Here is a 19086-nt window from a genome sequence, read left to right on the forward strand (position 1 = left end):
ACGGCGGGCAGAGACAAACCGGGCGGCATGTCGCCACGCCGCCCAGCCAGTTTCCGGTGTCGGATCAGAACTTCGTCGAAACGTTCACGAAGCCCTTACGACCGACGAAGCTGTATTGCGACGCAGCCACTACCGGACCGAGCATCGAAATCTCGCCGCCGTTCAGCACTGACACGCGCGGTGGACGCTTGTCGAAGATGTTGCTGAGACCGAGCGTGATCGAGAACTTGCCATCGGCGATATCCTGCGTGATCGACATGTTGTGGTAGAACACCGCCGAGGTGGTGAGCACTGGGCAATAGGTGCCCCGTATCGATGAATTGATGCACCGCTGGCCGCCATTGTCCCGCAGGAAGTCCTTCAAATTGGACGTGCCACCGATCACGTTGATTCCGTAGAACAGGCTGAGGCTCTTATTGGGTTGCCAGTTGAAGCGGAAATCGCCCACCCAACGTGGCGACCCCGCCTCGCCATTGTCTGATTCAATCGGAGAACTTGACAATAACTGTTTGTTGTCAATGAACTGCCACGTCATGTCGGCGGTGAAGTTGAACGTGCCCAGCTTGCCCAGATCCTGACGCGCGTTGAAGGTGACGTCGAGGCCGCTATTGTGCTGGCTGGCCACGTTGATGAATTTGTCCTCGACCGTCGAGATGGTCAGCGGCGCGCTGGGAATGCCGCCGCGTTGGAAGAGGCTGCACAGTGGGTCGGTGGGGAAGGTTAGCGAATTGTAGCAGCCCCGGACGATGGTCGACGCCCCGAGTTGGGAGATCTCGCCCTTCACCTTGATGTCGAAATAGTCGACCGCGAGGCTCAATCGCGTGCTTTCCCCGAAGAACGAGAATTTGGGTGTCAGAATCCCGCCGAAGACCATTGCCTTGGAGGTTTCGGAGACTAGGTCGCCAATACCGCCCTGTGCGATCGCGGTCGCCGTGATACTGCCGCCCGGATAGTTGGTCGGGATGCCATCGGCCACGCAATTGTTGTAAGTACGCTGGTTGATGAGACCCGCCGCCAGATTGGCGGCGATCTGGATGCAGGGATCGATGGCACGCTGGCTTGGGAAGCTGGTTTCATTCGCGAGGAACTGCTCGAACAGCGCCGGCGCACGGAACGAGGTGCCATAGCTGCCGCGGAAACGGAGCCAGTCGGTCAATGCCCAGTTGGCGCCCAGCTTGTAGGTAAAATTACCATTGTCGCTAAATGATTTGCCGTCGGATGCTCGCACCGATTTGACATTGGTGACGCGCCCTGCGAGCGAAAAAGTCAGCTCCTTGATGAGCGTGACGTCCTTCAGCAACGGCACGTTGAGTTCGCCAAACGCCTCGTAAGTTTCCTGGCGGCCCTTGGTAATGCCCGAAGTAGACGCCCCCCATGCATTACCCGCGAGGGTGATCGCGCCCGGTACGTCGTTGATCTTGTCCTGGCGTCCGGTGACGCCGAACGCGATGCCGAGCGGGCCGCCCGGCAGCTTGAACAATTCGCCCGACACCGACGCTTCGCCACTCAACTGGGTATAGGTCGTCTTGCCCTCCTCCCAGGAGAACAGGAAGTCGATCTGCTGTTGCGTCATCTGCCCGGCGAGGAAGTTGGGATCGGTCCACGGTAAGTCGATGCATTGCTTCTTCGAGATCGGCGTGATCATGCCGACGCACGAGCCCAGCGAACCGAAGCCCTGCTGCGTGCTGATGTCGTAGACATCTTGCAGGATCTGCTGTGTGCGGTAGCGCCCGACGCTCTTGCTATACTGGCCGTAAGCTTCGTAATGCCATTTGCCGCCGGCACCGAAATCGCCGCGCAAGCCGCCGACGGCACGCCAGTAATCGACCTTCTGGCTGCTGTCGGCCTGGTTGGTGATGCCGGTCGGGCTCAGCAGGTTGACGCCGGTCCAGCCGGGAGCCCAGAAATTGTAGGTGGTGCCAGTCCCGTAAAGGTCGCCGGTAAAGCCGAAACTCCAGAACTGGCGCCAGCCGTTCTGGTAGGTTTTGCGCCGGTTGGCAAGGAATTCGCCGAACAACTCGACCGAGTCCGAGAATTTGTACGCGCCCTCCGCATAGACCGTGTAGAGATCGGTCTTCGGGATGATCGTCTGTTCCTCGACGAACGGGTGATAGGCGTTCTGCGGCGCCAGCGAGGCGGTGTTGTAGCCCGTCGGGTACCAGCCGGGGGGCGTACCAAGGTCGCCAGAATATGCCGGGGCACCATAGGCTGGGATGCCGAGATTCTCGCCGGGATATTGATATTGCAGCAGTACCGTTTCGCCGTTGGGCGAGGTATCGAGGCCGGTGTTCGGACCGCCCGGCCCGTCGAGCTGCATATTGCCGATCAGGTTGTACGTCCAAACATGGCCCCAGCGCAGGTCCTCGCACTTGTACTTGCCGGTGCGCGGATCGATCAGATCGGCGCGGCCGCCGCCATTGGGCTTGAATGTGTACGCTTCGGGGCAGGCGAGGTAACTGCGGTCGCCGCGCCTGAGTTCGTTGGTGTGCTGATAGTCGGCCGCGATCATGAAATGGGCCTTGTTGCCCCAACTTTTTCCCCAGATCGCATTGATGCGATATTCCTCGCCACCGCCGTCGAACGGCTTCGAGACATTACCGTCGAGCTGGAGGCCGTTGGTATCGGTCTTGGTGATGATATTGACCACGCCCGCGACGGCGTCCGAGCCGTAAACCGACGACGCGCCCGTCTTGAGCACTTCGATACTGGAGACGATCGATTGCGGTAGAACGTTCAGGTCGAACGCCGATACCGCTCCGCGTGTACCCGCCGGACCGGCGCGCCGTCCGTTCAGCAACACGAGAGTGCGATTGGCACCGAGCCCGCGCAAGTCGATGGTCTGCGCACCCGGGCCGCCCGCGGTAACGAAATTGGAGGACAAGGCCGACGTAATCTGCGTCGAGCCGGCCGCGATCGGCGAACTCTGCAGCATATTGGCGACATCAAATTTGCCCTCGCGCATGGCGACCTGCGGGCTGATCACCGTGACCGGGTCAGGGCTGTTGAAAGGGGTGACCGTCTTGATGCGCGATCCCGTGACGATAATTTCGTTGGTGCCGTCTTTATCCTTCTGCGCGTCGGCGAGTGGGTCCTTTAAGGTATCCGGAGCCGTTGCACTGATCGACTGATCGTCGGGCGGGGTTGTTTGACCCCAAGCAGCCGACGCTTGGAACAACGCTATGAACGCGACAGAACACAGCGCGCTGGACGCGCGCAGAGACGTTTTTCGCATCGAGGCCCCCTTTTTTTGACCTATTTATGCGAGTGAGACTGCATTGCTGCGCTGCGGCGATCAAGTCCCTAAATTAACGCTACATGAATACATGGTTCATTCAGAAAATATTAGCCGAATTCAGGTGCTAAAGCCCGAAATCGACAAAAATTGTCACGCCGGTGCAGTCAAGCGTTGCCCGCAAGCAACAGCGTCCCAGGAAAGTGGGAGAGGAGCTTGGAAACCGATCAAGCTCGGCCCGAAGCACGTCGATATATTGGCGTGTCGGTCGAGGGGCCGAACGAGCTGGATCATTATCGGTATTGATCCCGCCTGGCAGGATCGACGGACAGGGCTGGCTTTGTCGGCCCTTTTTCGTTCGCGCTTCAGCCGGCCAGCGCAGCCTTCAGATCGTCGAGCCACGGCTCATAGTGGCGCCAGAGATCGAACGCGTCGCGGCTGATTGGCTTGCGGACCTGTTCCGAGCTTGCCGTACGGACTGGCCGCGCATTTTCATGGGGGCGCAAACACGCTTCCTCGAACGGCAAGTCGAGATAGTTGAGCAGGGCACGGATTTCCCGCTCGGGATCGGCCGCCAGCGATTCGTGCTGAACGCGATGTACCAGGCCGGGCAGGATCCTGTCGAAATGGTCCATCGCCCGGATGTAATCGCGATAATAGCTTCCGAGATCCTGCATCGAATAAGCGAAGGTTTGCCCGCGCGAGAAATGCTGACGGAAGTTCGAGAAGCAGCAAGCCATCGCATCGCGCCGCGCGTCGATGATTTTCGCGTTGGGCAGGATCAGATGGATCAGGCCGAGGTAGCGCCAGTTATTGGGCAGCTTGTCGACGAAGAACGGCCGAGAAGTCTTTCGTTTGGAAGCCGAATTCGCGATGTAGCGCTCGCCGAGCTCGCGTAGGTTGGTTGGAGTGAGGCGCTTTATGACGGCCGGGTAGGCTGCCGCACGGTTCTGCCAGTCCTTGGCGACCAACGATTGAACGATGAGCGGGATATCGGGCAGTTCCGACGTGCCCTCGATCTGCGAATGGCTCGCCAGAATCTGTTCGACGAGCGTGGAGCCGGCGCGGGGCATGCCGATGACGAAGATCGGGTCGGGCAGGGGGCAGCCCATTCCGCCATGTTCGGCGAAGAATGCGCGATCGAACAAGGCAATCGAGGCGTCGACCTCATCGGAAATCGCAGCGCGATCATGCGGCTCCTGCTCGAGCCGAAGCCGGTTGCCGTCGGTATAATGGCGGAACGAGGCTTCCCATTCCTTGCGGTCCTCGAACGCCTTGCCCAGGGCGAAATGCAGATAGAGTTGCTTGGTCGGCGCGGTGGCACGCCGCAGCGCGGCCTCCATCTTCGAAAGGTCATCCGCCTCGACCTTGTTGGCCTTCAATTCGGCCAGCGACCACCAGGCCTCGGCGAGCTCGGGCTCGAGCGTCGTGGCACGACGATAGGCAGCGACCGAGTCGGATTGCCGGCCGATCGTCTTCAGGAGGTGGCCGTACCGTAGCCAGACTTCCGGATGGTCGCCGACCGTGTCGAGGAGACCGGCATAGGTCTGTGCCGCCTCGTCATAGCTTCCGGTCTGGGCCAGGATATCGGCCTTGGATGCCGCCGCGCCAACATGCCCGGGATTGTCGGCGATGACGTGGTCGAGCGATGCCAGCGCTTCGTCCAAGCGGCCCTGGGAGAAGAAGACCAGCGCCAGGCTGACGCGCGCGTCGGGATAGTCCGGTGCCACCGACGCAGCGTGCGTCAACAGTCGCTCCGCTTCCGGAAAGATACCCAGGGCGGACGCGATCTCGGCCAGCATCATCGTGGCGACGACGTCGTCGGGCGACCGCGACAATTGCGCTCGCAACAGACGCTCCGCGGAAGCGAGGTCGTTCCCGGCGATCGCGATGCGGGCAGAACGGATGTCGGGCAATCGCAGCGTCGCGTTGATCGCCGCCAGATCGGCCTTGGCGGCCCTCTCTCTTTGACCAAGCTTTCGCAACGCTTGCCCGAGCAAGCGCAGCGCGTCGGGCTGGCCCGGGGTGACTTCAAGGATTGCTGTCGCCTGTTCGGCGGCGCCGACGGGATTGCGATCAAGCAGCCGCATCCCGTTTTCGAGCGCGGCCCGAAGAGAGCCGATATCCTCAGGCATGGCCGAGCGATGCCAGCAAAGTCCGCAATCCGCTACAAAAAAGGGGCCGGGAAAGTCCCGGCCCCTCCACTATTCGATAGAAGCGATGATCAGAACTTGGCGATGACGCCGGCGTAGAAGAAGCGACCGACATTGTCATAAATCGCGCTGCCGAAACCGGCGCCCGTCGTTCCGAGCGGCGGCTGCGTATTCAACAGGTTATCGACGCCGATATAGAAATTGTATTTCTTGGTGACGTCTACCTGAAGGCGCACGTTATGATAGTATTGAGCCGGGTAGTATGTGATATTCGAATAATCCGTCTCTTGCGGCGCTTGCCCATTGACGCTGTGCAGGGCATCCCAGGGCGCGACCGTCATCTTGCCGACATAGCGCAGCTTGTAGCCCAGCGTGACCGGCCCCTTGTTGACGTCCAGATTCCAGCTGAACTCGTCGAACGGGAAGCCCAACGTACCCAATTGCTGCGTTCTGAACGTGGGATCAGTCGCGTCCAGATAAGTGTCGTTCCGGAAATTGTGGGTATAGATCAACCGGGTCGACACACCTGCGATATTGGCGAACTGATGCTGGTAGTTCAGCTCGACGTCGATGCCACGCACACGCAGCTTCGCGTAGTTCAGCGGTATGACGTGGAGGCTGTTCTCCAGGATCTGACCAGGCTCTTCGCCGGCCGGTCCAGTAGTACCCGGCGCGCCGTTGTAGCGCTGGAACAGACCGCAATATTGGTTGTTGATGCTCGACTGCGAATAGCAAGCGTCGAGCACGGCCTGGGCGTCCAGGGTGGCGATCGAATTGTTGACGTTGATGTCGAACCAGTCGACCGTCAACGACAAGCCAGGCACCCAATGCGGGGTGATGACGGTACCGATCGTGTACGAGTCGGAGGTCTCGACCTTCAGGTTGACGTTACCGCCAGACTGATAGCCCAGCGAGTTGATATACTGGTGGTTGAACGTCGCGGGAATCCCTGCCGCGGCGCAGTTGGTTGCGATCTGCGTACCTGGATTAGCCGCATAATTGGCGCACGGATCGGTGACCAGTTCATAGTTCTGACCGAACGGTGTGTAGAGATCGACCAGAGTCGGCGCCCGCACCGCGCGCGAGTAATTGGCGCGCAGACGGATGTCGCGGGTCGGCGCCCATTCGAGATTGCCGTTATAGGCCCAGACCGAACCGGCATCGCCCTTGTAATCGGCGAACCGGACCGCGCCGCTCAGCGTCAGTTCGTGGAAGAACGGCTTGTCCTTGATGATCGGCAGGCGGAGCTCGCCGAATATTTCCTTCACCTCGAACGCCGGCGCGCTGAAATCCGGGATCGCATTATAGAAGGTCAGGCCAGCCTTGGTGAAATCATCCTCATGGTATGACGCGGTTTCCCGCCGATATTCCGCACCGATCGCGATCCCGATTGGGCCGCCCGGCAGGTTGAGGAAATTGCGGGTGTCGCCGCTCAGGAAGGCATTGGCGACGAACTGGGTGATGCGGCCGTTGGCGACCGAGTTTTGCAACAGATAGTTGCGTGCCGCGTCGCTGACATTGCCGACGCCGAACAGATTGACCGGCTGGCACGCCGCGACATCGGCGGCCAGCTGGCTGGCGGCAAAGCCCGGATTGGCGGCATTTTCATAAGCGATGCGCGCCGCCGGATCGACCGTCGCGCGGCAGACGATATTGCCGTTCGCGACACCGGTCGTGTACTTGCCCTGGTCGACGGGATCGATCGCCAGCAGGAAGCGCTGCAGATTGACGTTGCCGAGTATCTCGTTCTTCTCGTCGAACTGGCCGTAATTGCCCGAGAGCTCGTAGGACCAGCCGTCACCCAGTTCGCCGCGGATACCTGCGACGATGCGATAGGTTTCGCGCCGCAGCCTTTCCTGGCGGTTGGTCAGGCTGGTGGCATTCTCGTCGAAATAGAAGGGCTGGTGAGCGTCGTTGGCCACGCCATAGTAGTTCGTCAGGAAGCCGCGAGCCTGCGAACTGAGGTAGGGATTGTCGGTGTAGAAAACCTCGCGCGGGGAGCCTGTCACGCCGCCGTTGAAGAAGAACGGACCGCTGGCGCTGCCGAGAACGTCGGTCCGGACATATTTGGCTTCGATGAACGGCACGAACGCCGGCGAGATTTCGAAATGGCCGATCAGATTGGCGCTGTAGCGATCCTGGTTCGGCATCAGGCCGAGCTGTGTTCCGTCGCGGAAATTGTCGCCGTTACCGCCGATGAAGCTGCCGTACGGCGCGATTCCGACACGTTGACCGGTGACCGGGCTCAGCGAGCCATCGGGTTGGAAGCCGTAGGAACAATAATAGCCACCGCAATTGTTCCCGAGAAATAGACCGCCATTTGAATAGGTCGCGCTACGAATGTTGTTGTAGAAGATGCGATTGGGTTTTCCGTCATTGACGACGTTATCGACCGTAACGAAGCCGCTGGAAATGCTGTAGTTATTACGGTCGCTAGCGTAGAAAGCTCCCTGATGCGCATATTCAAGATCGACCGCGATGTTGCCGCGCCCACCGGCGAAGTTCTTGCCGGCCAATAGGCTCGCGAAATAGGACGGCGCATCGCCATATTGGCTGGTGCCGCCCTGCGAACGGAATTGAAGGCCATCGTAATGGTCCTTCAACACGAAGTTCACGACGCCGGCGACCGCGTCGGAACCATAGACCGCCGAGTCGCCGCCGGTGACGACGTCGACGCGTTCGATGAGATCGGCGGGAATCGTGTTGATGTCAGGTGACGAGGCTTCGTTCAGGATGTCGCCGGCGACGTGGCGACGACCGTTTACGAGGACCAGCGTACGCTGCGTGCCGAGGCCGCGAAGGTCGAGCAGGCTCAACCCTGACGTGCCGAGGAAGCGAGTCGAGTTCGATTGGCTGAACGTGCTGGTCAGCGCCGGCAGTTCGTTGAGCACGTCGCCAACAGAGGTCGTACCCGTCTTGAAGAACTCTTCGCCCGAAATGCTGGTAACCGGAACCGGCGAATCCAGATTGGGCCGTCGAATGCGCGAGCCCGTAACGACGATCTCGCCCGATTGATCGGGAGCCGTCGAACCCGTCGCGGTCGGAGGGCACGGCGCTTCCGGCGTCGGCGTGCTGCCGTCCGGGCATGCTTTTTGACCATCTGTAGCCGCCGTCTGCGCCGAAGCCTGACCGGCATACAGCAAACCAAACGCGAAGACGGCGGAGGTGAGTGCCGTCGACGCGCGAAGACCATTGATGCGCATATAAGCCCCTTTTTGCCCTTTATGACAGGCGTCTTGCCACAAAAAATATGGGATTCAAGAGTAGGGGGAGTTGAGTATCGTCAAAGTGACGAACTGTTTCAAATTGGCCACACTAATCATGCGCGTTACAATTTACGACAGACTGATACAATTTGCGACAGACTGTTACAATTTGTTACAATTTGAGATAGAACCTCCGATGATCTACAAAAGTGCGTAACGTTACGTTTAAGTAACGGTAAGAATCTGCCATCTATTCTTACGGATATTGCTCATTAACTGAGTGATCAGGTGGTATATTTGTCGCAGGTCATCCGCGTCGCGCCCGTCCCCGGATTGAAAATCTGGCTGAAGTCGCGCCGGTCGCGGACGATGAACGAGGCGACATAATGGATGCGCGCCGGGCTGGTCAGCCAGTTGCCGAACAATGGCTTGGTCAGGTAGTTGACTTCGACGAACATCACGCCCGATCCGCCCGGCGCATCGACCTGGGCGCTGGCGTCGCCCATGCCGGTGGAGGTGGTTCCGGCATTGGTCAGGGTGGCGGTGGTGCCCGCGGCCGTGGTGGTCGTGCCGTAGGTCGAATCGTAGCCGGTGCCGCTCTTGGCGCCCAGACATCGTTGCCAGTGGATGCGCTGGACGGCGGCGGTGTCGTAACTCTGCTGGACGTTTTCCAGGCTCGACAGGATGATGCGGCCATTGGTCGTCAGATTGATGCCATTGCCCTGATAGCGAGCGGCGGCGAAGATGTCGTTGACGTCGACCTCGCGCAGCTGCTGCGAGGTAAGCCCGCTATAGGTGCCGACGCGCGACGCATTGTCCGCCAGCGCCAGCGCGATCTGGCTGATGCGCAGGTTGATCAGCGCCAGATTGGCGGTCTCGAGGCCGTAGCAACCGACGCCGAGGACCAGTGGCATCGCCATGGCGAATTCGATCATCGCGACGCCGCTGCGGTCGCGCATCAGGCGGCGATACAGACGGTGAGCGACGGCGCGCGGACGGGCAAGGATCATGTGCACACCGTGACGTTGGCGGTGGTAGTCTGGGTTGCGTAGGGTTGGTTCTTGAGCAACGTAGTCGCGCTCACCGTCTGGGTAGTCGGCCAGCCGAACAAGCCTGCGACCGGGAACAAGCGGGGATAGGTCGCGGTCATGGTATAGACCGTCACCGCGCTGGCGCCGCCCTGTCCGGCCGCGCCGGGATCCTGATCCCACGTTCCGTTGCCGTTTTCGTCGGTGAAGCATTCCCCTGAATCGCGGACGCCGTTGCCATTAGTGTCGGTGAACGGCTCGGGCGCTACCTCGGAGAAGCTGTCATAGCTCTTGCGCGTCGAGGTGAACGTCGCGCCGGGCGCGATCTTCTTGACCATCGTCTGCACCTTGGCGTCGATCGTCGAGGTGCTGGCCGCGCCTCCTTCGATGCCCGAATCGCGCGCCGCCTTCTGCAACTCGCCGTTCAGGATCGACTGGGTGTAGACCTGATAGAGCATGTCGCCCAAGCCCATCAGCATGAGCAGCATGAGGGGCGTCAGCAGTGCGAATTCGACGAGCACGGCGCCGCGCCGATCGTCCCGCAGACCTGGGATGAACCGCGCGCGCATCAGTGCGTCAGCCGGAGCATGGCGAGATGTTGGGCGATGTTCGCGAAGGCGGCGGACAGACCGGTGCCGCTGGTCGTCGCGAGCGCTTGCGCAGAGGTCGTGGCGCAGCTCTGCATCTGGCTCGTCGCGCTGGGCTGGATCGATACCGTCCAGACGTCGATGTTCCGCGCCTTCGCCGCCGAGCAGGCGGCCAAAAACCGCGCATTGTGATAGGCAGTGATGTTGCTGTAGTCGCCCCCGGTTACGCGCTTGTCGAAATATTCGACGCCGTACATGCTGTAAGTGTCCGTGGTCGGCGCCATGAAACCGTCGGTCAGCAGGACGATGACACGGTTGGGCGGCAAGGCGCCGGGACCGGATCCCCAGGGCGCGGTATCCGCCTTGAACAGGCCGGTCGGCGAGATCATCCGCACGCCCCAGATCATGCCGGTATCGTGATAGGTGCCGCCGATTGGCTTGAAATCGGTCGCGTAGAGGTAATTGTAGACGTCGGTACGCTGCCAGGTCGTCAGTCGCCGAACCGGCTTGCCGCACGACAGATAGCCCCATTTGATCATTTGCGCGCTGCCGTAGTTCGGCGCGTTGTTGCTGTCGTCACCGTTGCTGGTGCCGTTGCCGGTGCCGCCATAGTTGTTACGACCATATTCGACGTCACCCCATTGCGGCGCCCAGCGCGTGGCGTCGCTGGTAGGCACGAAATCGGGGTCGATATCCTTGGGCAGGCTGGCGGTAGTGAATACTGTCTGGCCCGCCGAGGTCGAATCGATCCGTTCCTCGAGACAACCCGCCCATTTTGTGGTCGACGAGTCGACCTTGGTCGGGTCGTCGATCGTGTTGCCCGCGACATACTGGCTGACGTCCCACGGGTAGCGCGAATAGGTATATTGCGGGCCCAGCGTCTTGGTCGTGACCACGCATTTCAAGGTGCCGGAGTTCCACGCATAGCTGACCTGCGTTGCCGTTCCGGAGGTCGTATAGGTCAGCGCCGTTGCCGGCGATCGTGTCGTCGTCTGAGCGTTGCACGTCGCCTGGTTCATCGAGTTGTTCGCGGTTGCCGTGTTGCTCGTGTAATCGGCCGTCACCTTGCGAGACTGATAATTGTAGTTCGTCGCCGCGCCGCTGCCACCGAGGACATAGGTCGGATCGAGCGACATCACGGCCTTGCCCGAATTGACCGCCGACGTGTAGGTCACGAAGCCATAACGGACGTGGGTCGACGGGTCGGCATTCGCCGCGAAGGTATCGTAGAAGCTCAGCACGGCCTGGCGCAGTGCCTCGATGCGCGAACCGCTCTTCTCCGGCACGGAGTAACCGGTCGATCCCGAATAGCCCGCGGTTGAATAGGTCGTGTCGGTCGGCCGGGTGTAGGTGCTATTGCCGGCCGAGCCGACATAGCTGTTGCAGGTAGAGTCGCTGTCGCTTGGCGCACAGGCCATCGAGCCGGTCGTGTCGAGCACGAACAGCACGTCGGTATCGGCCACGTCGTAGCGCGCCGTGCAGGTGACCTGGACGGTGGTGTCGGGCGCCGCGAACATCTTCATCACGGTCATCGGGACGACGGCGCTCGCGGTAGCGGAGACCTGACTGTCGCTGGTCTTGGTGGGGACGAATGTGACCGTATTGGTCTTCATCCAGCCCGGGGTGAAATTGTTGTTGAAAAAGGTCGTCGCCTGGGTCGCCGCATTGCTGTCGAGAGTCGTCCCTGACGACTGGATCATGAACTTGCGCCCGGCGAGCACACCGGCGTCGCAGGCCTGTTGCAGACGGACCTTGACGACGTAAAGTCGCGCCATGTCGACACCCGAACCAGCCAAAGCCGCGAGGGGGATGAGCGCGATCGCCATCATGGCGAGCGTGTTACCACGCACATCGCGGCGTAACCGTCCCAGGAAGGTGCGCGCGTCCCCCCGCTTTGCGCCGAATGGTCCGAACATCTGCCCCGATCTGCCCGATATGATCCTACGAACATGCCTCATGCATCTAGAAGGGCTAACCGGCTCTCAATCGGTATGGTTAATGTTACGGTGACGATGGTTACCGATCTCTGGCTTGACCTCGCGCTGAGCTACGCTCCGGGCAGGTCGCGCGGGGCGCTGGACGCGCTGTTCGCGCTCGATGCTGCACTGGGCAATGTGTTGCGCACGACCCGCGAGCCGTTGGTCGGGCAGATGCGGCTCGCCTGGTGGCGCGAGGCGTTGCAGGGGCTCGACGCGTCCGACGCGCCCGCCGAACCCGTGTTGCAGTCCCTGACTGGCGTGGTCCTGCCGCTGGGGATTACCGGGCGCGCGCTCAGTGAGATGGTGGAGGCGTGGGAGCCTTTGCTCGGCGATATCCGTACCCAGTCGATCGACGATCACGCGCGCCTGCGCGGCCGCGCGCTGTTCACGATAGCCGGGATGGCGGTCGGCGCGGCCCCGGAAGACCCGGTTGGAGACGCGGGCGAGGGGTGGGCGCTGGCCGATCTTGCCGCCAATCTCAGCGACGCGGCGCTGGCGAGCCAGGCGCGAGAGCGTGCCGCCACCATGCTCACGCACGCCCGCCGGTCGCGTTGGAGCAGGAACGGGCGGGCGCTGGGAGCGCTGGCGCTGATCGCGGACCGGCGGTTGGGCGGACCGATCCCGCCGACCTTCGTCCTTCGGCTCGCGCGATTCCGGCTGACTGGCAGATAGCACCATGATGGAGGGATTCGGTTTTCTCCGTCTTTCGTGCGCGCTAGCGTGAGGTCAAAAGGAGGATCGAGCGATGTGGCGATATCTTGCGGGGGCGGCGGCCGGCATCTTGTTGGTAGTGGCGGGAATGACGTTGCAGGCGACGCGATCGCCGCCCGCGACGACGCTTGCCGCCATGCCGGTCGCTGCGGCTGAAACCGCGACGCCGGACGGGCAGACGACCAGCCCCGCCGTGCCCGAGGCATTGCCGGCCACGCGCGAGCAGAAGCGGTTCGATCGCTACGACAAGGATCGCAACGGTTCGGTCACTCGCGACGAATATCTGATGGCGCGGCGCAAGGCCTTCGCCAAGCTCGACGTCGATAACAACGGTACCTTGTCGTTCGACGAATGGGCGGTGAAAGCCGAAACCAAATTCGCGCTGGCCGACAAGGACAAGTCCGGCGCGATGAACGCGACCGAATTCGCCACGACGGCGGTCAAGCGCAAGTCCAAACCGCGGCCCAATTGCCGCCCCACGTCAACAGCCCCGGCGCCGGCCGAGGATAATCGCGAGGAGGATTCCTAAGCAGCCAGCCAGCCGGCTAGGGCGGTGCGGGCACGTTCGGTGTACATCTTCTTGCGATCCGCCTTTTTCGTGCGGCCGGTAATGGGTGGGAACAGGCCGAAATTGACGTTCATCGGCTGATAGGTCTCGGCCTCGGCCGCGCCGGTGATATGGTTGAGCAGCGCGCCGAGCGCGGTTTCGATCGGCGGCGGCGTGACGGCATTGCCGCTCAGCTCTGCCGCCGCGAAACGGCCCGCGAGCAAACCGATCGCCGCGCTTTCGACATAGCCTTCGCATCCCGTGATCTGACCGGCAAAGCGAATATTGGGCCGCGCCTTCAGCCGCAGCGTCGGGTCGAGCAATTCGGGCGAGCGGATGAAGGTGTTGCGGTGCAACCCACCCAGCCGCGCGAACTCAGCATTCTCCAGCCCCGGAATGGTGCGGAACAGGCGTACTTGTTCGGCGTGTTTCAACTTGGTCTGGAACCCGACGATGTTCCACAAGGTGCCGATGGCATTGTCCTGGCGCAGCTGGACCACGGCATAGGGCCAACGCCCGGTGCGCGGGTCGTCGAGCCCGACGCCCTTCATCGGTCCGAAGCGCAGCGTCTCCGGCCCGCGCTCCGCCATCACCTCGATCGGCATGCAGCCTTCGAAATAGGGCGTATCCTTCTCCCATTCGCGGAATTCGGTCTTCTCGCCATCGACCAGCGCCTGGACGAAAGCGTGATATTGATCCTTGTCGAGCGGACAGTTGATATAGTCTTTCCCGTCACCCTTGTTCCAGCGCGACTGGAACCAGGCGGTCTCCATGTCGATACTGTCGCGATGCACGATCGGCGCAATCGCGTCGAAAAAGGCAAGCGCGTCGCTGCCGGTGGCCGCGCCGATGCTGGCCGCGAGTCCGGGAGCGGTGAGGGGGCCCGTGGCGACAATCGCGAGGCCATCATCGGGAAGCGCGTCGACGCGTTCGCGAACGATCGTGATGTTGGGATGCGCCGCCAGCCGCGCGGTAACGCCGGCGGAGAAGCCGTCACGGTCAACCGCCAGCGCCGACCCCGCAGGCACCTTGTGACGGTCGCCTTCGCTCATGATGATCGAGCCCAAGGCACGCATCTCGGCATGAAGCAGGCCGACCGCGTTGTTCTCGGCGTCGTCCGACCGGAAGCTGTTGGAGCAGACCAGTTCGGCCAGGCTGTCGGTGTGATGCGCCGGCGTCATATCGCCGCTGCCGCGCATTTCGGAGAGCTTTACGCGCACGCCGGCTTCCGCGAGCTGCCACGCCGCCTCGGATCCGGCGAGGCCGCCGCCGATGATGTGGATGTCATGAGTCATGGGGTCCGGCGATAGCCGCGCCGCGAGCGGATGACAAAGCATGTTGCCGATATCGAATCGTGGGGCCATCACATCGCCATGACCGCGATCCCATTGAGACCCCGCGCGACGTGGCTGCCGATCCTGGCATTACTGGCCGGCGCCAGCTTCTGGTTCTGGCTCTTGTTCGTCTGGTTCGTCGGGCAGCACACCATTCCGACACTGCCCTGGATCGCGTGGAAGGGGGCGGGGGTCGGCCTGCTGACGATCTGGGCAGTGATAAATGCGCGCGGGCGCGATGGCTGGCTGATCACCACGGTGCTGGCGCTTGGAACGCTGGGGGATGTGCTGCTCGAGTGCAGCCAGACCGGCGGCGCGCTGGCATTTCTCGCGGGGCACCTTACCGCCGTCCTGCTCTATCTGCTCCATCGCCGCAGCAAGCCCACGCCGAGCCAGATAGCCTTATCCGTGCTGTTACTCCTCGGGGTGCCGGTGATCGCGTTCCTGCTTCCTGCCGATCGCGGGGCGGCACCTGGTATCGCGCTCTATGCCACCGGCCTCGGCGCAATGGCAGCGAGCGCGTGGATCAGCCGCTTCCCCCGCTATCGCGTCGGGCTCGGCGCGGTCATGTTCGTTGCCTCAGACCTGCTGATCTTTGCCAAGATGGGGCCCCTGGCCGGCTCGCTGATCCCCGTGTTCCTGATCTGGCCGCTCTATTTCGCCGGTCAGGCGCTGATCGCCTGGGGAGCCGTCACCACCTTGCTGCGTTGGAAAGACGATGAAGATCTTCACCATCGGTTATGAAGGCACGACGATGGACTCTTTCCTCGCCACTTTGCGCGAGGCGGGCGTCGAGCAAGTGATCGACGTCCGCGCACTGCCGCTATCCCGCCGCCCGGGGTTCTCGAAGAACATCCTGGCGGCGACGCTGAAGGACAGCGGGATTGGCTATGTCCACTTGAAGGCGCTCGGCACGCCCAAGCCGGGGCGGGACGCGGCAAAGAAGGGCGACTGGCGGACGATGGAACGCGTCTATGCCGGGCAACTCCATTTGCCGGAGGCGCAGGCCCAGGCGGCGCAACTCCGCGACCTTGCCGCCGAAAAGCCGTCGGCGCTGCTGTGCTTCGAGCACGACCCCAAACATTGTCACCGCACGATGCTGCTGCGCGAAGAAGGCGAGGGGTTCGAGGTCGTCGACCTGCTGCCCTGAATTGCCGTCAACCAGCGACGGGCAGCTTCACCGTCCCATCATCGTCCCGCTCGAGTTCGCCATAGGCGATCACGACGTCGAGCGGCATGGCGCCATAGATGTGCGGGAACAGCGCGCCACCGCGCGATTCTTCCCACCGAATGCTGTCGCCCAGCGCCACGAGGTCGATCGCCGCGACCCACAGGTCCGATTGGCCGGTAAAATGCCTGTCCACCGTCTCGGTCAGCTGATCGCGGGTCGACAGGTGGATATAGCCATCGGCCAGGTCTATCGGCGCGCCCTCGAAAGCATCGGCTTCCAGGGCGCGCATCTGATCGGCGGTCAGCACCTTATAGGCAATGTCCGGACGCTCACTCATTCGCCGTCGGCCGGTCCCGCCGCGCTGTCATCGGCGGTATCGGCGCCGGGATCGGGCGCGACCTCGCGCTCTTCTCCCGCGGTCAAATCCGCCTCGGCATCGCCTTCGGTCTCCTCGATCCGCGCGGCGGAGACGACATGTTCGTTCTCGGCCACGTTGAACAAGCGGACGCCTGCCGAACCGCGGCCGATCACGCGCAAATCGCCAAGCGACATGCGGATCAGCTTGGCCTGATCGGTGACGAGCATCAACTGATGCCCCTTGGTCGCCGGGAAGCTGGCGACGACCGGGCCGTTGCGGGCGATATTGTCGATATTGGTGATGCCCTGGCCACCACGGCCGGTGCGGCGATATTCATAGGCTGAGGACAATTTGCCATAGCCGTTGGCGCAGACGGTCAGGATGAACTGCTCCTTGGCCATCAGTTCTTCGTAACGGCTGTCGTCCATCTCGCGCGGCTTGCGCGTGCCCTCGATGTCCTCACCCTTCCAGGGTGCGTGGCGCAGATAATCCTCGCGCTCGTCCTGGTCCCTGACTCCGACCTTGTGCAGGATCGACAGCGAGATCACTTCGTCGCCATCGGCCAGGCGCATGCCGCGCACCCCGGTCGAATTGCGGCTCTGGAACTCGCGCACCTCATCGCCGGCGAAGCGGATCGCCTTGCCCTGGCGCGTGGCGAGCAGCACGTCGTCGCTCTCGTCGAGCAACGCGACGCCGATCAGCCGATCGTCCTCATCCTCGCCCTCGAACTTCATCGCGATCTTGCCGTTCGACGGCACGTTGGTGAACGCGTCCATCGAGTTGCGGCGCGCCGAGCCCTTGGCGGTGGCGAACATGACGTGGAGCTTGCCCCACTCGTTCTCGTCCTCGGGCAGCGGGAGCACGGTCGAGATCGTTTCGCCCTCGGCCAGCGGCAGCAAGTTGATCATCGGTCGCCCGCGCGTATTCGCGCCGCCTTCGGGCAAGCGCCATACCTTCATCCGGTAGACGCGGCCAAGCGTCGAGAAGAACAGCACCGGCGTGTGCGTCGAGGTGACGAACAATTCGGTGACGACGTCTTCGTCCTTGGTCGCCATGCCGGCACGGCCCTTGCCGCCGCGCGCCTGAGAACGGAACGTGTCGAGGCTGGTGCGCTTGATATAACCCTGCATGGTCACGGTCACGACCATGTCCTCGCGCTCGATCAGGTCCTCGTCCTCGATACCGTCGGCGGCACCGGCGATCTCGGTCCGGCGCGGCGTGGCGAATTCGGCGCGCACCGCGGCCAGTTCCTCGCGCATCACTTCGTAGAGGCGCGCGCGATTGGCCAGGATTTCGAGCAATTCGGCGATCGAGGCGGCGAGTTCCTTGAGCTCGTCGCCGATCTCGTCGCGGCCGAGCGCGGTCAGGCGATGGAGGCGCAGGTCAAGGATCGCGCGGACCTGAAGGTCGGACAGGCGATAGCTGTCGCCGGTGACCTCGACATCGGTCGCCTCGACCAGCCGGATATAGCCGGCGATTTCGGCGATCGGCCATTCACGCATCAGCAGGGCGCGCCGCGCCTCGGTTGGGCTCGACGATCCGCGGATGATGCGGACGACTTCGTCGAGATTGGTGACCGCGATGACCAGGCCGAGCAACAAATGCGCGCGGTCGCGTGCCTTGGCGAGTTCGAACTTGGCGCGCCGCGTGATGACCTGTTCGCGGAACTGAATGAACGCCTGGATGAAGTCGCGGAGATTGAGCAGATCGGGGCGGCCGCCGCGGATCGCCAGCATATTGGCCGGGAACGATCCTTGCGCCGGCGTGTGGCGCCACAATTGGTTGAGCACGACTTCGGGAGTCGCGTCGCGCTTCAGATCGATGACGATCCGCACGCCTTCGCGGTTCGATTCGTCGCGAATGTCGCTGACGCCTTCGATCCGCTTGTCCTTGGCGGCCTCGGCGATCTTTTCGACGAGCGCGTTCTTGCCCTGTTGATAGGGGATTTCGGTGAGGACGATCGAGCGGCGATCGCCGCGCCCCTCTTCGAGCTCGTGCCGCGAGCGCAGGATGATCGAGCCACGTCCGGTCTCATAGGCCGACCGCGCCCCGGAGCGGCCGAGGATGATCGCGCCGGTCGGGAAATCCGGACCCGGCACATATTCCATCAGCTCTTCGGTCGTGATGGCGCCATTGTCCATATACGCGAAGCACGCGTCGATCACTTCGCCCAGATTGTGCGGCGGGATGTTGGTCGCCATGCCGACCGCGATGCCGCCGGCGCCATTGACCAGCAGATTGGGGAAGCGTGCCGGCAGAACCGACGGTTCGCTTTCCGATCCGTCGTAATTGGGAACGAAGTCGACCGTATCCTTGTCGAGATCTTCCATCAGGAAGCTCGCCGACTTGGCGAGGCGCGCTTCGGTGTAGCGCATCGCGGCGGCGGGATCGGGATCCATCGATCCGAAATTGCCCTGGCCGTCGATCAGCGGCAGCCGCATCGCCCAATCCTGGGTCATGCGCGCCAAGGCCTCGTAGATCGAGCTGTCGCCGTGCGGGTGATATTTACCGATCACGTCGCCGACGATGCGCGCCGATTTGCGATACGGGCGGTTGTAGAAGAATCCGCTTTCCTGGGCGGAGAACAGGATCCGGCGGTGCACCGGCTTCAGCCCGTCGCGCACATCGGGCAGCGCACGGGCGACGATCACGCTCATCGCATAATCGAGATACGACGACTTCATCTCATCGACGATGGAGATGGGGGTAATGTCCGAGGGGTCGGCGAGGACGGTCTCGTCGGTCAAGTTTTGGGGTCTTTCAGGTGATGTTGCTGTTCG

General features: G+C 62.4%; 13 protein-coding genes. 4 read left to right on the top strand and 9 right to left on the bottom strand.

Translation table 11 applies throughout. The features are described from left to right. Positions 1-64: 64 nt before the first annotated feature. The 6 genes from AC1DQQ_RS12580 to AC1DQQ_RS12605 all read right to left on the bottom strand — a co-directional run bounded on the left by AC1DQQ_RS12580 (position 65) and on the right by AC1DQQ_RS12605 (position 12122). Positions 65-3232, bottom strand: coding sequence for a TonB-dependent receptor plug domain-containing protein (locus AC1DQQ_RS12580; RefSeq protein ID WP_478030036.1), 3168 nt, complete (start codon positions 3230-3232; stop codon positions 65-67). Positions 3233-3597: 365 nt separating this feature from the next. Next, complete coding sequence (locus AC1DQQ_RS12585) at positions 3598-5322, bottom strand: tetratricopeptide repeat-containing sulfotransferase family protein (protein WP_478030037.1); 1725 nt, start codon at positions 5320-5322, stop codon at positions 3598-3600. A gap of 134 nt (positions 5323-5456) precedes the next feature. Then, positions 5457-8588 carry a TonB-dependent receptor domain-containing protein gene (locus AC1DQQ_RS12590; protein ID WP_478030038.1) on the bottom strand — a complete coding sequence of 1044 codons (3132 nt, stop codon included), beginning with the start codon at positions 8586-8588 and terminating at the stop codon, positions 5457-5459. A gap of 287 nt (positions 8589-8875) precedes the next feature. Further along, a complete protein-coding gene (locus AC1DQQ_RS12595) occupies positions 8876-9601 on the bottom strand; it encodes a TadE/TadG family type IV pilus assembly protein (protein ID WP_478030039.1) in 726 nt (241 codons plus the stop codon). After that, positions 9598-10140 (bottom strand): TadE/TadG family type IV pilus assembly protein, encoded by a 543-nt coding sequence (locus AC1DQQ_RS12600; protein ID WP_478045384.1) that lies wholly within the window; start codon positions 10138-10140, stop codon positions 9598-9600. Before AC1DQQ_RS12600 ends, AC1DQQ_RS12595 begins: the two co-directional genes overlap by 4 nt. 47 nt (positions 10141-10187) lie before the next feature. Next, positions 10188-12122 (bottom strand): TadE/TadG family type IV pilus assembly protein, encoded by a 1935-nt coding sequence (locus AC1DQQ_RS12605; protein ID WP_478045385.1) that lies wholly within the window; start codon positions 12120-12122, stop codon positions 10188-10190. Positions 12123-12218: 96 nt separating this feature from the next. Between AC1DQQ_RS12605 and AC1DQQ_RS12610 the strand changes: the two genes are divergently transcribed. Further along, positions 12219-12857, top strand: coding sequence for a squalene/phytoene synthase family protein (locus AC1DQQ_RS12610; RefSeq protein ID WP_478045539.1), 639 nt, complete (start codon positions 12219-12221; stop codon positions 12855-12857). Between the two features lie 73 nt (positions 12858-12930). Beyond that, positions 12931-13425 (top strand): EF-hand domain-containing protein, encoded by a 495-nt coding sequence (locus tag AC1DQQ_RS12615; protein WP_478045386.1) that lies wholly within the window; start codon positions 12931-12933, stop codon positions 13423-13425. On the opposite strand, the gene trmFO is transcribed toward AC1DQQ_RS12615, so the two are convergent. Further along, positions 13422-14738: a methylenetetrahydrofolate--tRNA-(uracil(54)-C(5))-methyltransferase (FADH(2)-oxidizing) TrmFO gene (trmFO, locus tag AC1DQQ_RS12620; RefSeq protein ID WP_478045387.1), complete on the bottom strand. Its 1317-nt coding sequence runs from the start codon at positions 14736-14738 to the stop codon at positions 13422-13424. The two genes, AC1DQQ_RS12615 and trmFO, sit on opposite strands and share 4 nt — an antisense overlap. 30 nt (positions 14739-14768) lie before the next feature. Between trmFO and AC1DQQ_RS12625 the strand changes: the two genes are divergently transcribed. Then, the gene (locus tag AC1DQQ_RS12625; protein ID WP_478045388.1) at positions 14769-15521 is read left to right on the top strand and encodes a lysoplasmalogenase family protein; all 753 of its coding nucleotides are present in this window, start codon (positions 14769-14771) and stop codon (positions 15519-15521) included. After that, positions 15496-15927 (top strand): DUF488 domain-containing protein, encoded by a 432-nt coding sequence (locus AC1DQQ_RS12630; RefSeq protein WP_478040851.1) that lies wholly within the window; start codon positions 15496-15498, stop codon positions 15925-15927. Before AC1DQQ_RS12625 ends, AC1DQQ_RS12630 begins: the two co-directional genes overlap by 26 nt. Positions 15928-15934: 7 nt before the next feature. Here AC1DQQ_RS12630 and AC1DQQ_RS12635 read toward each other — a convergent pair whose 3' ends face one another. Then, the gene (locus AC1DQQ_RS12635) at positions 15935-16285 is read right to left on the bottom strand and encodes a DUF952 domain-containing protein (RefSeq protein ID WP_478045389.1); all 351 of its coding nucleotides are present in this window, start codon (positions 16283-16285) and stop codon (positions 15935-15937) included. After that, on the bottom strand, positions 16282-19053 hold the full coding sequence (gene gyrA / locus AC1DQQ_RS12640) for a DNA gyrase subunit A (protein ID WP_478030047.1): 2772 nt from the start codon (positions 19051-19053) through the stop codon (positions 16282-16284). The genes AC1DQQ_RS12635 and gyrA overlap by 4 nt, the downstream gene beginning before the upstream one ends. Positions 19054-19086 lie beyond the last annotated feature (33 nt).

This window comes from Sphingomonas sp. P4_G3, assembly GCF_056401105.1.

Excerpts from the sequence above, each read along its gene's own strand:
- AC1DQQ_RS12580 (WP_478030036.1), bottom strand. The coding sequence starts at position 3,232 with ATGCGAAAAACGTCTCTGCGCGCGTCCAGCGCGCTGTGTTCTGTCGCG.
- AC1DQQ_RS12585 (WP_478030037.1), bottom strand. The coding sequence starts at position 5,322 with ATGCGGCTGCTTGATCGCAATCCCGTCGGCGCCGCCGAACAGGCGACA.
- AC1DQQ_RS12590 (WP_478030038.1), bottom strand. The coding sequence starts at position 8,588 with ATGCGCATCAATGGTCTTCGCGCGTCGACGGCACTCACCTCCGCCGTC.
- AC1DQQ_RS12595 (WP_478030039.1), bottom strand. The coding sequence starts at position 9,601 with ATGATCCTTGCCCGTCCGCGCGCCGTCGCTCACCGTCTGTATCGCCGC.
- AC1DQQ_RS12605 (WP_478045385.1), bottom strand. The coding sequence starts at position 12,122 with ATGTTCGGACCATTCGGCGCAAAGCGGGGGGACGCGCGCACCTTCCTG.
- AC1DQQ_RS12610 (WP_478045539.1), top strand. The coding sequence starts at position 12,219 with ATGGTTACCGATCTCTGGCTTGACCTCGCGCTGAGCTACGCTCCGGGC.
- AC1DQQ_RS12615 (WP_478045386.1), top strand. The coding sequence starts at position 12,931 with ATGTGGCGATATCTTGCGGGGGCGGCGGCCGGCATCTTGTTGGTAGTG.
- trmFO (WP_478045387.1), bottom strand. The coding sequence starts at position 14,738 with ATGACTCATGACATCCACATCATCGGCGGCGGCCTCGCCGGATCCGAG.
- AC1DQQ_RS12625 (WP_478045388.1), top strand. The coding sequence starts at position 14,769 with ATGACAAAGCATGTTGCCGATATCGAATCGTGGGGCCATCACATCGCC.
- AC1DQQ_RS12630 (WP_478040851.1), top strand. The coding sequence starts at position 15,496 with ATGAAGATCTTCACCATCGGTTATGAAGGCACGACGATGGACTCTTTC.
- AC1DQQ_RS12635 (WP_478045389.1), bottom strand. The coding sequence starts at position 16,285 with ATGAGTGAGCGTCCGGACATTGCCTATAAGGTGCTGACCGCCGATCAG.